Source organism: Marivita sp., assembly GCF_022763305.1.
Taxonomy (GTDB): Bacteria; Pseudomonadota; Alphaproteobacteria; order Rhodobacterales; family Rhodobacteraceae; genus Marivita.
In genome coordinates this window covers 146,620-162,530 of sequence record NZ_JALEGT010000079.1, presented here as the reverse complement: position 1 = coordinate 162,530, position 15,911 = coordinate 146,620, and the positions used below count along the sequence as shown (strand labels likewise).

Annotated in this window: 13 protein-coding genes; 2 read left to right on the top strand and 11 right to left on the bottom strand. The window is 64.3% G+C overall.

Annotated features, from left to right (window positions below; genetic code table 11):
- Window positions 1-24: 24 nt before the first annotated feature.
- The 3 genes from MRY75_RS15530 to MRY75_RS15520 form a co-directional block, all read right to left on the bottom strand.
- The gene (locus tag MRY75_RS15530; protein WP_292308911.1) at window positions 25-798 is read right to left on the bottom strand and encodes an IclR family transcriptional regulator; all 774 of its coding nucleotides are present in this window, start codon (window positions 796-798) and stop codon (window positions 25-27) included.
- Window positions 795-2,714 (bottom strand): TRAP transporter fused permease subunit, encoded by a 1,920-nt coding sequence (locus MRY75_RS15525; protein ID WP_292308910.1) that lies wholly within the window; start codon window positions 2,712-2,714, stop codon window positions 795-797. The genes MRY75_RS15530 and MRY75_RS15525 overlap by 4 nt, the downstream gene beginning before the upstream one ends.
- 73 nt (window positions 2,715-2,787) lie before the next feature.
- Window positions 2,788-3,738: a TAXI family TRAP transporter solute-binding subunit gene (locus MRY75_RS15520; protein WP_292308909.1), complete on the bottom strand. Its 951-nt coding sequence runs from the start codon at window positions 3,736-3,738 to the stop codon at window positions 2,788-2,790.
- Between the two features lie 111 nt (window positions 3,739-3,849).
- On the opposite strand from MRY75_RS15520, the gene MRY75_RS15515 reads away from it, so the two are divergent.
- Together MRY75_RS15515 and MRY75_RS15510 are read left to right on the top strand one after the other, a co-directional pair.
- Window positions 3,850-5,544: a thiamine pyrophosphate-requiring protein gene (locus MRY75_RS15515; protein ID WP_292308908.1), complete on the top strand. Its 1,695-nt coding sequence runs from the start codon at window positions 3,850-3,852 to the stop codon at window positions 5,542-5,544.
- Window positions 5,544-6,293 carry a sulfite exporter TauE/SafE family protein gene (locus MRY75_RS15510; RefSeq protein ID WP_292308907.1) on the top strand — a complete coding sequence of 250 codons (750 nt, stop codon included), beginning with the start codon at window positions 5,544-5,546 and terminating at the stop codon, window positions 6,291-6,293. Before MRY75_RS15515 ends, MRY75_RS15510 begins: the two co-directional genes overlap by 1 nt.
- Window positions 6,294-6,357: 64 nt before the next feature.
- On the opposite strand, the gene MRY75_RS15505 is transcribed toward MRY75_RS15510, so the two are convergent.
- Genes MRY75_RS15505 through MRY75_RS15470 form a run of 8 tightly spaced genes read right to left on the bottom strand, consistent with a single transcriptional unit; the run spans window position 6,358 to window position 15,831 of the window.
- On the bottom strand, window positions 6,358-7,908 hold the full coding sequence (locus MRY75_RS15505) for a flotillin domain-containing protein (protein WP_292308906.1): 1,551 nt from the start codon (window positions 7,906-7,908) through the stop codon (window positions 6,358-6,360).
- A 23-nt stretch (window positions 7,909-7,931) separates the two neighbouring features.
- Window positions 7,932-9,407, bottom strand: a complete 1,476-nt coding sequence (locus MRY75_RS15500) for an aldehyde dehydrogenase family protein (protein WP_292308905.1) — start codon at window positions 9,405-9,407, stop codon at window positions 7,932-7,934.
- Window positions 9,408-9,411: 4 nt separating this feature from the next.
- Window positions 9,412-10,584, bottom strand: coding sequence for an ABC transporter ATP-binding protein (locus MRY75_RS15495; protein WP_292308904.1), 1,173 nt, complete (start codon window positions 10,582-10,584; stop codon window positions 9,412-9,414).
- On the bottom strand, window positions 10,577-11,314 hold the full coding sequence (locus MRY75_RS15490) for an ABC transporter ATP-binding protein (protein WP_292308903.1): 738 nt from the start codon (window positions 11,312-11,314) through the stop codon (window positions 10,577-10,579). Before MRY75_RS15490 ends, MRY75_RS15495 begins: the two co-directional genes overlap by 8 nt.
- Window positions 11,311-12,252, bottom strand: a complete 942-nt coding sequence (locus MRY75_RS15485) for a branched-chain amino acid ABC transporter permease (protein ID WP_292308902.1) — start codon at window positions 12,250-12,252, stop codon at window positions 11,311-11,313. Before MRY75_RS15485 ends, MRY75_RS15490 begins: the two co-directional genes overlap by 4 nt.
- Window positions 12,249-13,115, bottom strand: coding sequence for a branched-chain amino acid ABC transporter permease (locus MRY75_RS15480; RefSeq protein ID WP_292308901.1), 867 nt, complete (start codon window positions 13,113-13,115; stop codon window positions 12,249-12,251). The genes MRY75_RS15485 and MRY75_RS15480 overlap by 4 nt, the downstream gene beginning before the upstream one ends.
- A 54-nt stretch (window positions 13,116-13,169) precedes the next feature.
- Window positions 13,170-14,372 carry an amino acid ABC transporter substrate-binding protein gene (locus MRY75_RS15475; protein ID WP_292308900.1) on the bottom strand — a complete coding sequence of 401 codons (1,203 nt, stop codon included), beginning with the start codon at window positions 14,370-14,372 and terminating at the stop codon, window positions 13,170-13,172.
- A gap of 13 nt (window positions 14,373-14,385) precedes the next feature.
- Window positions 14,386-15,831, bottom strand: coding sequence for an aldehyde dehydrogenase family protein (locus MRY75_RS15470; protein WP_292308899.1), 1,446 nt, complete (start codon window positions 15,829-15,831; stop codon window positions 14,386-14,388).
- Window positions 15,832-15,911: the final 80 nt, after the last annotated feature.

Below are 15,911 nucleotides of genomic sequence, written 5' to 3'. Positions count from 1 at the left end.
CGGTCTCTCCTGGTCTGTCATGGGTCAGGCACTTGCCCGGTGCGGGGCTTGGGACAGGGCATCGGAAATCGCTTCGGCTCTGTCGCGGATCATGGTGCGGAGTGCGGTGAGCTGGTCCTTGGACAATGTCGCTTCTTCGGTCGATAGGCAGAGCGCGCCGACCGGTGTGCCGTCGCCAGCCAGAATGGGCGACGCGACCCCGACAAGGCCGGGTGTGACTTCGCCCCTTGCCGTGGCCACGCGATCACGACGGATGCGCTTGAGCTCTGTCAGCACCGCGTCCTTGGTCGAACCGATGCCCGAGGTCACGAAGGCGTCTAGGTAATCGCTCACCAGAGCCGCCCGTTCCTTCGGCGGCAGAAACGCGACGATGGCGCGGCTGACCGCGCCCTTGCCGATGGGCATGGGGCGCCCGCGCGGGTAAGAGGACCGAGGCTCGGGGGCAGAGACCTCTGAGGCCACGCAGAGCATCTTCTGCCCATAGAACCGCAGCACGAAGGCCGAACCGACAAACGCCTCGGACAGTGCCCTGAGATGGGGTTGGGATGCGGCGATGAGCGGGTCGGACCGCCGCATGAGGAAATCAAGCTCGGTCACGCGCGGACCAAGCGTGTATCCCGCCTGCGGCAACGACACGAGATAACCCGCATCCTTGAGCGTCTTGAGATAGCGGTAGAGTGTCGGGCGAGAGAACCCAAGCGCCTGCATCATCTCTTCCGGTGTCCATTCCGGCGCGTCCTCGGAAAACAGGCCGAGGATGGCCAGCAAACGTTCGCCGGATCCCGAAACCGAGGTCATTGCGGTGTCTCCTGCGTGGCTCCGGTGGCCCGCGCGCGGACCATCTCGGCCAGTATCAGCGCGATACCAAGCGCTACGCCGACCGCATCTGTCAGGATCGCACCGTCGAACGCACCAGCCGGCACTAGGGCCATCAGACCCGCAGCGATGAAGAGCGCTCTTTTCAGCGGCGACAGACGGACGACGAAATACCCGGCAAGGGCTGCGGAAACGAGCCAGACACCAAGGCTGGCCGTCACGGCCGCAAACAGGATCTCGGCCGTCTGCCCGATCAGGATCAGCGAGGGGCTGAAAACGAACAGAACCGGGATCACATATGCCGCCCAGCCGAACCGCATGGCAGCCCAGCCTGTCGCCATGGCCGGTGCCTTGGCGATGGCGGCGGCGGCAAAGGCGGCCATGGCGATGGGAGGCGTGATCATCGACATCATGCCGAAATAAAGCACATAGAGATGTGCGGCGATTGGCTCGATCCCCACTTCGATCAGCGCTGGGGCCACCAGTGCGGCAAGCAGAACATAGACACCGAGGGTCGGCAGGCCCATGCCGAGGATGATGCAGACGATGGCGGACAGGGCCAGCAGCATCACCGCGCTGCCGCCGCCCACCTGAACCAGAGCATAGGTCAGGTTGAAGCTGAGACCCGTGATGTTGAGAACCCCGATCACCATGCCGGATGCAGCGGAAATCAGCAGGATCTCGACCACACCGTGCCCGGTGCGGGCAAAGCTGCCGAAAAGTGCGCGCAGGGAGGGGCGCACGCCGCGATAGCCGAAGATCAGCGCGGTGATGCACAGCGCCAGCGCCGACCAGAGGGCCGCACGCTCGGGCTGGTAGCGCATCCAGAAGAGCAGGTAGATCAGCACGGCGAAGGCGGTGGCGAAATGCAGGCCGACCAGGACCGTGCTCTTGGTCGGGATCTCGGACTCGGGCACGCGCTGGATGCCCAGCTTGGCGGCTTCGAGATCAGCCTGAATGAACAGGGCCACGTAATACAGGACCGCAGGCAGCAGCGCCCCCATCACGATCTGGCTGTAGGGAATGGCGAGAAATTCCGCCATCAGGAAGGCGGATGCGCCCATGACGGGGGGCATGAGTTGTCCGCCGGTCGAGGCCACAGCCTCGATTGCGCCGGCTTTATGGGCCGGATAGCCATCGCGCTTGATCATCGGGATCGTCACAACGCCGGTGCCGACCACGTTGGCGACGGCAGAGCCCGAGATGGACCCGAAGAGGCCCGAAGCCAGAACCGAGATCTTCATCGACCCGCCCCGGAACCGCCCCATGCCGATCATGGCCGCATCGGTGAAGAACTGCGATCCCCCGGTGATGCCCAGCAGGACACCGAACAGGATGAAAGCAATCACCACCGTAGCCGCAACCGACATCGGCAGGCCCAGCACGCCGTTGGAGTCGACCGCCAGATATCCCGCCAGCAATTGCCAGTTCTGCGGCCGCCCCTGCAGTCGTCCCGGGACAAGGTCTCCGAAGAGGGCATAGAGCAGGAAGGCGGCGATGATCAGCACCAGCGCCCATCCCGTCGCGCGGCGCAGCGCTTCGAGCAACAGGACGATGATGATGCCGCTTGTGATCCAGAGCTCGGGTGGTCGGGCAAAGATCATCAGCACCAGATCGGGATACCTGACGGCGACATAGCCGAATGCGGCCATGGACAGGGTAGCCAGTCCAAGATCGTGGAGCGGGACATCCTCGCGGTCCGTGCCGCGCCGGGCGGGCAGGGTCAGAAACGCCAGTGGCAGGGCAAAGGCCAGAACACCCGCGAAGAATTGCTGCGGGTAGAGGTCCAGCCCCAGCTTGCGCTGCACGGACAAGGCCCAGCCCACCGCCAGCAGGACAAGGCAGGCAGCCAGCAGATCGGCAAGGGGTCTGGCACGGCGCGCGGGTAGGGCGGGCATGGGGATGATCCTGTCCTCGAGCGCGGGGGCAAGAGCGGGTGGCGCGCGCCGGATTGCGGCGCGCGCACCGGGCTCAGTTCAGGCCGACGTCTTCGAAGAAGCGGAGCGCACCGGGATGATATTCCGCGGCACCCTGCGCGCCGCGCATTTCACCGGGTTTGAAGGCGCGGAACGGAGGGAAGGTGTCCACCATCACCTGCGCGTTCTCGTAGATCGCCTTGGTCATCGCGTAGACCGTGTCGTCTGGGACATTTGCATGGGTGAAGATCACCTGCGGGAAGGCGATATAGACCGTGTCTTCCAGCACGCCGGGCATCGCGCCTGCGGGCAAAGTGGTGAAGAACGCGGTCGGCCAGTGTTCCCGCGCGGCTGCGAGCGCGGCATCGCTGTCGTCCTCGACCCCAAGCGCACGCAGGCCGCCCACGGCGGCATCGGCTTCGCGGACCTTGCCCGCGCCATGGGCAAAGATGAAGCCCACCGTGTCGCCCGCCATAAAGGCATCGGCCCCGGCAACCACGCTCGCGACCGAGACTTTCTCCACATCGTCGCGGGTCATACCGGCGGTTGCATAGAAGGCAGAAAGCTGCGGCAGGATGGTGTTCTGCGCCGTATAGCCATCGGTCATCGGCTGGCCCTTGAGATCGGACACCTTCATGATGTCGCTGTCTGCGCGGACGAAGATCGCCTCGACAAGCGGCATGAGATGCGCGACGACGCGCAGGTTGGGATGGCTGCGCCCGTCCCACCACGCGTCACCGGTGAGGGCGTAATCGACCTCCTGCAGGTTCGCCACGCCGAATTCGATACCGCCCTGGTCAATGAACGGAATGAACTGGTTGGGGCTGGTGGCCGGCTGGATCGTCGTGTTCAGCCCGGCGGCGTTCGCGGCATTGGCGACGGCGGTGCCGATGTTGTGGAACAGCGATCCGGGGTTCGATGTGGCGATGCCGACATTCTGCGCACTGGCGGATGTGGCAAGGGTCGCGCCTAGAAATACCGCTGCCGCGGTGAGAAGCGTCTTCATGGTGGTCCTCCCAAATATGGTTCTCGTTTGGGTTAGAATCCCAATTATTGAGAATAAGTTGACTTTACGAAGGGGCAGCGGAATATCAAGCCTGAGATTCAGGGAGGATGTATGTTTGACGATCAGGCCCGGCCCCGGACCGGAGGCGAAGCGCTGCTGGCGGCGCTGAAATCGTCGGGAATCGACTATCTGTTCGCAAATGCGGGAACCGATTTTCCTCCGATTATCGAAGGGCTTGCGCGACTTCCTGAAAGCGATGTGCCAACACCGGTCCTCGTGCCGCATGAAACGGCGGGCGTTGCCATGGCGCATGGGCACTGGCTGGTCACTGGGCGGCCGCAGGCGGTGATGGTGCATGTCAATGTCGGTCTGGCAAACGCGGTCATGGGGGTGATCAACGCGGCCTCGGACAATGTGCCGATGTTCGTTCTGTCCGGGCGCACGCCCCTGACCGAGACAGGCCGCAAGGGGGGCCGCATGACGCCGATCCAGTACGGGCAGGAGATGTATGACCAGACCAGCCTTGTGCGCGATGTGGTCAAGTTCGATTACGAATTGCGCTATCCTGAACAGGCGGACAGCGTGACCAAACGCGCGGCGGCGCTCATGACCAGCGCGCCCGAGGGGCCGGTCTACATGAGCCTGCCGAAAGAGCCATTGACCGAGGCGTTGCCGGAAGGCTTCGTGCCAGCGCAGATGCCCGCCACCGCAACACACGCTGCACCGGATGCTGACGCGATCGCGACATTGGCGGCGTGGATTGCCGAGGCGCAGTCTCCGGTGGTCCTGTGCCAGCGTGGCGATCCGCAAGGGCGGCTCTCGTCGGTTCTGTCCCGCTGCGCCGAGGCGTTCGGTCTTGCGGTGGCCGAACCGTTCAGCATCCGCAACATTCTGGCGTCCGACGATCCGGCCCTCCTCGGCTACAATCCCAAGGCTGCGACCGCGGAGTCCGATCTGGTGATCGTCCTGGATTCCGGTGTGCCGTGGATCGAAGCGGTCAGCGCGCCGGGCAAGGACATCCGTGTCGTACATATCGGCCCAGATCCGCTGTTCCGCAGGATGCCCGTGCGCGGTTATCGCACCGATCTTGCCATCACGGCCAACCCGATCGCGGCCCTTGAGGCTCTTATTGCCTTGCCACCCGATACAAACGCATCCCGGCGGCGCGACATGGTCCATGCCAAAGTCGCGGCGGCCCGTGCGGCCAAACCGAAACCCGATGCGGGCGGTGATGGCCCGATGACCGCCGAATGGATGAGTGCCTGCATCTCGGATATCATGGATGACACAGCGGTGGCCTTCTCGGAACTGGGGCTCTTGCTGCCGCATATGAATTTGAAAGGACCAAACCGCGTGTTCTCCAACGTGCATGCAGGCGGCTTGGGCTGGGCCATGCCCGCCGCTCTGGGCGCCCAACTGGCGGATCGGGATCGTCTGGTGATCGCCTGCATGGGCGACGGGTCGTACATGTTCGCCAACCCCGTGGCGTGCCACCAGATCGCCGAGGCGCTGGATCTGCCGATCCTGACCATCATCAAGAACAACGCCATGTGGAACGCGGTGCGCCGGTCGGTGCTCAAGGGCTACCCTGACGGTGCCGCGGTACGGGCGAACCGCATCCCACTCACCTCGCTGGAGCCGATGCCGGATTTCACGCAGGTGGCGAAGGCCAGCCGCGCCCATGCAGAACGGATCGAACGCGGTGCCGATCTGCCCGAAGCGTTGCGCCGCGCCGTCGAGATCATCCGCACAGAACGCCGACAAGTCCTGCTGGATCTGTCCGTCGCAGCCTCGGACGAAAATTGATGGAGCCCGCATCCTTGGCCTTTGCCTTTGTCGGCATCCTGCTGGGCGGGTTCCTGAAAGGCGCAACCGGGGCAGGGGCTCCGGTGGTGGGCGTGCCGGTTCTGGCCATCGTCTTCGACGTGCCGAAAGCCGTGGCGATCTTTTCGGTGCTGAATCTCTGCACGAACATCTGGCAAAGCTGGGCGTTCCGGTCAGAAATCACGGAACACCGCTTCGTCTGGATGTTCGCGGCGATGGGCGCTGTCGGTGCGGTGATCGGCTCCATCCTTCTGGCATCGCTCCCGGTGCCGCTCTTGATGGCGTCCCTGGCGCTGGTGGTCTTTGCCTATATCGGATTGCGGCTGGCGCGCCCCACATGGCACCTGCCACGCGAGCGCGGACGCCAGATGGGTCCCTATGTCGGATTGGTCGGCGGCGTCATGCAGGGCGCGGGGGGCCTGTCCGCGCCAGTCTCGATCACCTTCCTCAATGCCCTGAACCTGCCGCGCAAGGAATTCATCGCAACCATTGCCATCTTCTTTCTGGCCATGTCGGTCACACAGGTGCCCGCACTCTGGACGCTCGGCATCCTGACACTGGATCGGTTGCTTCTCGCCTTTCTGGCGCTGATCCCGATGTTTCTGGGCATTCCCATCGGGTCATGGGCGGCGAGGTTCCTGTCGAAACAGGCATTCGACCGGTTGATCCTGACGCTTTTGGCGGTGATCGCGGTCAAACTGATCTGGGACGCGGCGCAAGCCGGATTTTGAGGCGGACCCAAATGCAATACGCCACCCCGGGTGGGGTGGCGTTCTTAAATAAGGCGCTGATATATCAGGATTTCTTATCGGCGTCCGGCATGACCCCGTCCAGATTGACACCGATCTGGTCGCCTATCTTCTTCATCGCGGGCAGGGCCACCGCCATGTCGAGGATCGAGTCGATGGTCTGACCCACGGGCGACGTGCTGCCCCCGCCGTCCGATTTGCCGAGGCCCGTGACATGGTTGATGTTGATGCCCCGGATCTTCTCGGCGGGCTTGACCATCTCGGCAAGGATCTTGGGCATCGCCTCCAACCGCGCCTTTTCCAGTTCCATCGACATGAGCTCTTTCGACCGGGTGTTCTCGGCCTTGATGCGCTCGGCTTCGGCTTCGGCCTCGGCGGTCTTGTAGACCTTCAGCGAGGCCGCTTCCTCGCGCTTGATCACGCCCTTGGCCTTGGCGACTTCCTGATCCGCGACCGAGGCGATCCGGGCTCGTTCCGCATTGGCCTCGGCGTCCTGCCGCGCCGCCATCAAGGCCAGCGCCTTGCGCCGTTCGGCCTCGGCCATCTCACGCAGAGTCTGGATTTCCTCCTCGGCCTTGACCAGCGCAGCGCGGGCCAGTGTCGCCTCGGCGCGGGCCTTGGATTCCTCCTCGCTCTTGGCGGCGGTCTGAATGACCTTTTCCTGTTCTGCGATTTCCAACGCCCGCAACTGCGCAATCTCGGCCTCGCGGATCTGCAATTCACGCTGGATCGAAGTGGCCTGGATCTCCTGCTCCATACGGATTCGGGCCTGCGCCGCCTCGCGTTCCGCTTCGGCCTTGCGGCGGGCGACCTCGGTCAGTTGCGCGGCCAGCAGGGTTTCGATCTCCTGCGTCTGTGCGATCTCCGCACGGCGCTCTTCGAGTTCGATCTGAAGACGGCGCTGGTTCGCCTCGACCTCGGCGCGACGCACCGCAACAGCAGTTTCGCCTTCGATCTCGGCGCGTTCCTTCTTGGACTTGGCGATCACCTCGGCCAGCTTGCGCATGCCCACGGCGTTGAAGGCGTTGTTTTCGTCCAGCGACGAGAACGGCGTCTGATCCAGAGCGGTCAGGGACACGCTGTCCAACTGCAGTCCGTATTTTACCAACGTATCCGCCAGCGCCTCGTGCACCTCGCGCACGAATTCCGAGCGGTTCTCGTGCAGCTCGTCCATCGTCATCTGCGCCGCGACGGCGCGCAGGGCATCCACCATCATCCCGTCGATCAGCGACTTGAGCTGATCCGGCTGGAAGGTGCGTTTGCCCAGCGTCTGCGCAGCGCGCACGATGGCGGCTTCCTCGGGCATCACGGAGGCGTAGAACTCGGCCCCCACGTCGATGCGCATCCGGTCCTTGGTGATCAGCGCGCTGTCGCCCGCGCGGCTGACCTCCATGCGGATGGTCTGCATGTTGACGCGGCTGATCTCGTGAAAGAACGGAATGGCGAGAGTCCCGCCGTCGATCACGACCTTGCGCCCACCGACCCCGGTGCGCACAAGGCTGATTTCATTGGTCGCGCGTTCATAGAACCACGCGGCCAGAACCACGATAAGTGCGGCAATGACCAGAAGCAGGATGATCCATCCAAGAGCTGTCATGTGTAATCCTCCCTAAACGCGGGTCAAAAGACCGGCGGGTAATGGCGGCCGCCGCGTTCCAGCGTGATCCACCGCAGTTCCGTAAACGCATCCAGCGACCAGCGCCCGCCATAGCGCCCGACGCCCGAGGCTTTGACACCGCCGAACGGCACCTGCGGTTCGTCATTGATGTTCTGGTCGTTCACATGAACCATCCCGGTCTCAAGCCGCCCGGCCATGCGCAATGCGCGGCCTTCATCGGCAGTCCAGACCGCAGCGGTCAGACCGTATTCCGTGTCGTTGTTGAGCTCGATCGCCTCGTCCTCGGTGCGGAAGGGGGTCACGACAACAACCGGACCAAAGGTTTCGTCGTGCCAGATGTCCATGCTGCGGTCGACATGGGTCAAGACCGTCGGCTCGACGAAATTCTCCCACGCCTTGCCGCCCAGAGCCAGTTGCGCCCCTTTGGCCACCGCGTCATCGATCAGCGCCTTGACCCGGTGCGCCTGACGGGTGTTCACCAGCGGGCCGATCACGTTCGATTTGTCGTTCACATGTCCGGTCTTGAGCTTGCCTGCACGGGCCAGGAATTTCTGCATGAAGGGTTCATAGACGCTTTCATGCACCAGCAGCTTTTCGGTCGACATGCAGACTTGACCCTGATGCATGAAGCTGCCGAAATTCGCGGCCTCGGCGGCTTTGTCGAGATCGGCATCTTCCAGCACGATCATCGAATCCTTGCCGCCCAGCTCGACGCAGCACTTCTTGAGATGCGCCCCGCATTTGGCGGCGATATGGCGGCCTACGGCAGTGGAGCCAGTAAACGAGATGCCCTTGACCCGTGGGTCCTCGATCAGCGCATCGCCCACTTCGCCCACGCTCTCGCGCGAACAGGTGACAACGTTGAACACCCCTGCCGGCACGCCCGCTTCCTCAAGCACTTCGGCATGGAAGAGACCACCCGAATAGGGCGTGTCCTCGGACGGTTTCAGCACCACGCAGTTACCGGCCGCCAGCGCCGCCGCATAGCCACGCGAGGTCAGGATGCCCGGCATGTTCCAAGGCGAGATCACTCCGACCACACCCAGGGGCCATCTGGTGGCCATCGACACCTTCCCATCTGCCGAGGGCAGCACTTCGCCTGTGGACTGGTAACAAAGCGCGGCGGAGGTGCGGAAAATCTCGGCCACGAACCCGGCTTCGAACACGCCTTTGCCATACCAGCCGCCGCCTTCATGCATCACCGCATGGATGAAGTCGTCCTTGCGGCTTTCCCAGACATCCGCGATGCGCAACAGCATCTTGGCGCGCTCCTGAAACGTGTTGCCCGACCATTCCGGGAAGGCGGCCTGTGCGGCGGCAATGGCGCGGTCCATGTCGGTGGCGCTGCCATCGGGGATGCGGGCAAAGAGCGAATTGTCCGACGGGTTCAGGTCATCAAAGGTGCGGGCGGCGGGCACCCAGCTTCCTCCGATATAGAGACCTCGGATAGTGGGTGCGGAGGCGGTGGAGTCGAGCATGGCGTTATCTCCTTGGCTTATAGCTTTCGGCGCGGCGGGCCGCCGCTTCGATGTCTTCGATCATGGCGCGCAACCGGTCCGACGAGGACGCAAAATCCGGGATCGCGGGCTGCGCGGGGCGTGCGGGTTGGGGCGGGGTGATCGGTGGTACGGGCATGCGCGGAGGCGGCGTTGCTCCGTTGCGGCGTGACGCGGTGGCGCTGGCCTTGGCCACCAGATCCGAGATGTTGGGCGCATTCGGTTTGGGCGCTGCGGTCATCCCATTCGCCACTGGTGCCGGTTTCGGGGCAGGAGAAGGCGCATTGGCCGGTGTAGCCGTCATTGCGGTGGGGGCGGGTCGCGCTGGCGCGCTGACCGACTTCATGGCTGCCGCCGCAATGTCGCTCGGATTCGGCCCAGACGCGGGTCGCGGGCTTGCCGGTTTCGGCATTGCCGCCGGGGCAGGGCGCTTTGCCCCACTCGCCGTGCCGCCGCCACCCAAATAGGCTTTCTGCACGGCTGGGTCATTGGCCAGCCGGTCCGCTGTGTCTTCGTGCACGATCTCTCCGTTCTCCAAGAGGTATCCCCGGTCCGCAATGCGCAGGCTTTGCTTGGCGTTCTGTTCGACCAGAAGGATGCCCAGGCCCGCCTGTTTCACCACGCGAAGGCTTTCGAACAGGTCTTTGCAGAGCAATGGCGACAGCCCCAGCGATGGCTCATCCAGCGCAAGGATCGACGGGTTCGACATCATTGCGCGGCCGATGGCGACCATCTGCTGTTCGCCGCCCGACATGGTGCGCACGGTCTGGCGGCGGCGTTCCTGCAACTTGGGGAACAGCGACAGCACCCGTTGCAGATTGCCCGCCTCCTCGTCCCGCGCCCGTTCGGCATAGGCCCCAAGCGTCAGGTTCTCCTCGACCGTCAGATCGCCGAAGACGCCACGACCCTCGGGCACCAGTGCGATCCCGGCCTCGACGATCTTGTGCGGCTTTTCCCCGACCAATTGCGCGCTTTCGAGGGTCACATCCCCCGCGACATGCCCCTCGCAAATCCCGCAGATCGCTTTGAGCAGCGTCGATTTCCCCGCACCGTTCGCCCCCAGAATGACGACAATCTCGCCCTTGCCCACACGCAGCGAGGCCCCATCCAGCGCGCGGTGCTTGCCATAGCTGACGGACAGGTTGCGCACCTCAAGCATCGTCATCCCCCAGATAGGCACGGATCACGTCGGGGTCGGACAGCACTTCGGTCGGCGTGCCCTCAGCGATCTTGGTGCCGGTGGACATGACCACGCAGCGATCACACAGCGACCGGATTGCGTCCATCACATGTTCAACCAGAATGATCGTGCGCCCCTCGTCGCGCAGCCGTTTGATCAGTGCGATACCTTCCTCAAGCTCGGTCGGGTTCAACCCGGCCAGCCATTCGTCCAGCAGCAGCACCTTGGGTTCCGAGGCCAGCACACGGGCCAGTTCGACGCGTTTCGTGTCGATATAGGTCAGCTCGCCGACATGGGCATTCGCCCTGCGGTCCAAGCCCACCAGCGCCAGCATCCGCAGCGCGTGGGCATCCGCCTCGGCCCCCCAGCGGCGGCGATGGCCGAACACGGCACCCGCGCGGACGTTTTCCAGAACGGTCATCGACGGCAGCAACCGCACCAGTTGGAAGGTCCGGGCAATGCCCCGCCGGGCGATGTCCGCCGCAGAGAGATGCGAAATCGGCGTGCCGCGCAGGGAAATCGTGCCCTCGGTCGGTTTCAACGCGCCCGAGATCAGGTTCAGCGTCGTAGACTTGCCCGACCCGTTGGGGCCGATCAGACCCAGCACCTCGTGCTCGGTCACGTCGAAGTCCATATCGTTGACCGCGACCAGCCCGCCGAAGCGTTTGGTCGCGCCGCGTAGGGACAGAACGGTGGCTCCGGTCGTCATGCAAACGCCTCCCGTTCCCGCAATTTCCGCTTGCCGCTTTCGATCAGACCGACAAAGCCGCGCGGCAGCAGGTAGACGATCACGAGAAAGCTGAGGCCCAACAAAAGTGTGGTCTGGTTCGGGAAGCTGGCCGAGATCGCCTCCCACAGCAGGGTGAACGGAATGACGCCGACAAGCGGCCCCCACAACCGACCCGTGCCGCCCAAAAGCGCCATGATCACCACGAGGAAGGACAGCATCGGCGTAAACGCCAGCGCGGGTTCGATGTAGATGTAACGCGGTGCCAGCATCGACCCCACCACGGCGGCGGTCGCTCCGGACACCATGAACAGCAGGATCTTGGCCCGCGACGTGTTGATCCCGGAATGGCGCGCGACCTCTTCATCGTCCCCGATGATGCGTAGCGCAAAGCCAAGACGCGACCTCCCGATGGCCCAGCCGGTCAGGTAGACGATTGCGGCCAGTATCAGCAGCTGCCAGTAGATATGCACCTCGGTGATGTCGGTCAGGACATAGAGGCCCTTCTGGCCGGACACGTTCTGCCCCCATGTCACCACCTGCCGCACCAGTTCGGCCAGACCCAGCGTGAAGATCACGAAATAGACGCCCGACAGGCGCAGCGTGGCCAGACCGACAAGGGCCGCCAGTACCGCGCCAAGGACGGCAGCAATGGGCAGGGTGGCCCAGTAGTTCAGTCCGTTCTCGATCCCGATCGCCGTGGTGTAGGTGCCAAGGCCAAAGAACGCCGCCGTGGCGAGCGAGACGTAATGCGTGGGGCCAGAGAAGAGCGCCCAGCTTGTCGCCAGCACCGCGTACATCGCGATCGTGATGCCGATGGACAGCATGTAGGCGTCCCCGGTCAGCGGCAGGCAGGCGGCAACAGCCAGCAGGACTGCCGAAAGCGTGATGGATTGCCAGTCGCGCTTGGTCAGGTTCATGTCGTGCGCCTCCCGAACAGGCCCTGCGGGCGGAAGAGCAGGATCAGGACAAAGAGAAGATAGGCGGCGGCCAGCGTCAGGCCGGGGTCGATCACGGTCGCCACGAAGGTCTCCAGGATGCCCAGCAAAAGTGCTGCCACGATGGTGCCGCGCACGTCACCGACACCGCCCATGATCACGATCACCAGCGCCTTGAGCGTGAAGAGCACGCCCGTCGAGGCATCCAGCGTCAGGAAGGTGGAAATGAGTGCACCGCCCACAGCCGTCACCGCCCCGCCAAGTGCAAAGGCAAGCGCGGACAGTTTGGGCACATCGATGCCCACCAGTCGCGCGCTTTTCGGATCGACGGCAATTGCCCGGATCGACATCCCCGCACGGGTTCGGTTCAGCCAGAGCCACAGCCCGCCACAGATGATCACCGCCGCAATTGCCGCCGTCACGCGGTTCAGCGCGTAGGTGTCGCCGATCAGGGTGATGGGCCGGGCGAGGTAGGAATACGAGAAATAATCGCCCCCGAAGACCGCCAGCATGAGACCGACCGACACGAAGGCAAGACCGAAGGTGGTCAGGATGGCATCGACCTCAAGCTGGCCATGCGACTTGGCGCGCTTGACCAGCGGGCGCAGCATCACAACATAGACAAGCCAGTTCAGCAGAAACGCCAGAGGTGCCACGATGAAGATCGTCAGAAGCGGGCTGACCTGTCCCGCGGTGTAGAACCAGAAGGCGGCGAACCCGCCGGCCACAAGGAATTCCCCATTGGCGAGGTTCATGATCCTTGCCATGCCGTATTGCAGGTTCAGCCCCATCGCGATCAGCGCGTAGGTTCCGCCCAGCAACAGTCCTGTGATCAGAATGTCCATGTGGTCTCCGGTGTTGTTCGGGATGGCCCCGGGGATGCCGGGGCCATCTCGGGATCACTCCCAGCCGGTCTTCGGCTGTGCGGCAACGGCCCCTTCGCGCCCGGTCGAGGCCACGCCCTTGAAGACGCCGCCCTGCCACTGGCCCACGGTCCAGTAGCGCGCGTTCGAGTTGTTCTCGTCCCAGGTGATCGGGCCGACAATCGTGTCGAAATCGTTGTTGGCGATATACTCGGCCACCGCCGCGCGGTCGGTCGTACCGGCCCCTTCGATGGCCTGCTGCAGGATCTGGAACGACGCATAGACCGCAGCCGATGCCCAGAAGTCGGGTTTCGCCCCTGTCACCGCTTCATGGCGCGCTGCGTAATCCTTGAACGCGTCACCATCGGCAAAGACGCCGCCCGCGCCCAGAACGCCTTCCGCCGCCGCACCGAACCGCGCCTGATAGGATGGGAAGGACGTCGCCACGGCGGTGTAGAACGCCTTGGGCGCAAGGCCTGCGATCTGCGCCTGCTCGGTCAGACCGAATGTGTCCGGCGGATAGGACCAGGCGATGAAGGCATCCGGATTGGCATCCCTGGCCCCGTTGATGACCGGCGACAGGTCCTGCGTGCCCAGCGGATAGGACGAGTCGTACACGATCTCGAACCCGGCGGCCTCGAATTGCGGACGCGCGGCTTCTGCCAGTTCGATGCCGAAGGCGTCGGCGACGTTGACCATTGCGACATTGCTGCCGATTTCGCCCGCGTCCCGCATCTGGGTCAGGACCTCGACAACGCCGCCCGACAGACCGGTCGCACCCCCCAGCAGGAAGTACATGTTCGGGAATTTGCCCGACAGGTCTTCGATCTGGTCGGAAATCGCCGTGTGCGTGATCATCGGATAGCCGTAGCGTTCAAAGATCGGAGCAGCGGCGATGTTCAGGCCTGTGCCGTAGGGCGCAAGAATGAAGTCCGCCTCGTCCTGCGTCGCCAGACGCTGCACCGCCTTGATGGTCTCGCCGGGATTGGTCTGGTCATCATATTCGATGATCTCGACCATCATCTTCGTGCCACCGACGTCGATGCCGCCGCCCGCGTTCACGTCATTGGCCCAGAGTTGCACGTTCGGCCAGAACGTGACCGCGCCGCCCCCGGCCAGCGGGCCGGTCTTGGGGCCAACCGCGCCGATCTTGAGCGTTTCCTGCGCGGCCAGCGGGCCGGACAGGGCTGTGGCCAGGCTCAACGCTGCGGCCAGTCCGAAAAGGTGTCTGCGTTTCATGTGTCGTCCTCCCTTATTGATTGTTGGTTCTGCCCCCGGAGGAGGGCTGGTCGTGAATGGCCATCCATTGACATTCGGTGAATTCCGCCACCGCATCGCGCCCGCCGAACCGCCCGTATCCGGACGCCTTGACGCCGCCGAAGGGCAGGCGCGGGTCGTCGTAGACGGTCGATCCGTTGACATGGCCTATGCCGGTTTCGATCTGGCAGAGCATGTCGCGTGCAGCGTCCGTGTCGCGGCTGAACACCGAGGCTACGAGCCCGAACTCCGTGTCATTGGCGATGGCCAGCGCCTCTTCGGCATCGGCCACGCGGATCACACCGGTGACAGGACCAAACGCTTCCTGATCATAGAGCATCATCCCCGGTGCCACGCGGTCGAGCACGGCGGGCTGCAGGCCACCACCCGAAAGCTCGCCCCCCGTGACCAGAACCGCACCCTTGGACACCGCCTCATCGATCATCGCGCGGATGCGCACCGCTGCCGATGGACCGATCAGCGCGCCCAGCGGGCTGGGGTTGCCGGGGGCAAAGCGCAACGCTTCGGCCTCCCGCGCCAGACGCGAGACCAGCGCATCGGCGACCGAGGCCTCGACGATGACCCGTTCGGTCGACATGCAAATCTGGCCCTGATTGAAAAAGCTGCCATGCGCAATGGCGGCGGCGGCATGGTCAAGATCGGCATCGGCCAGAACAACCGCAGTGCCCTTGCCCGAAAGCTCGAGCAGGCAGGGTTTGAGATGCTGGGCGGCCAGTGTCGCGATCTCGCGGCCGACCCGGGTCGATCCGGTGAAATTCACGCGCCGCACGGCCGGATGCGCGATCAGCGCGTCCACCACCTCTTCGGCATGGTCAGGCGCATTGGTGATGTAGTTGAGCACACCATCCGGCAGCCCGGCACCACAGATGGTTTCGGCCACCCATTCATGGGTCTTTGGGCACAGCTCGGACCCCTTGAGAACCACTGTGTTACCGCAGGCCAAAGGTGCTGCGACCGCCCGGGTGGCGAGTGTCACCGCTGCATTCCACGGCGCGATGCCCAGCACGACGCCCGCCGGTCTGCGCCGCAGGATGTGGCCGGGCAGGGGCGTTTCCGTCCCGTCCAGAAGCTCGGCAAGATCGGCGGTCTGCCGCAGCATCGCCGCCGCCAGCCCGGTGTTGAAGCGCACCCAGTCCGGAGCCGATCCCACCTCGGCGCAGGCGATCTCGACCACCTCATTCGCGCGGGACACGAGGGCGTCTGCGGCTGCCGTCAGAAGACCGATCCGCTCGCGCACCGGTGTTGCCGCCCAATCGGCAAACGCACTGGCAGCGGCGACCGCAGCGGCACGGGCATCACCGGCGCGCGCCGCTGCGGCACGGGTCACGACGGCATCCGAAACCGGGTCACGTCGCTCGAAGGCGACCACCGGATCCGGCGCAACATGGCGCCCGGCTATGATCAAGCGGGTTTCGTACAAGTGCTCCTCCCCAGGCACACTCACGGTGGCTGTCTCCCCACAGCTTCTTCTAAAATTGCTCGGTTCAGCGCCGAGTAAAT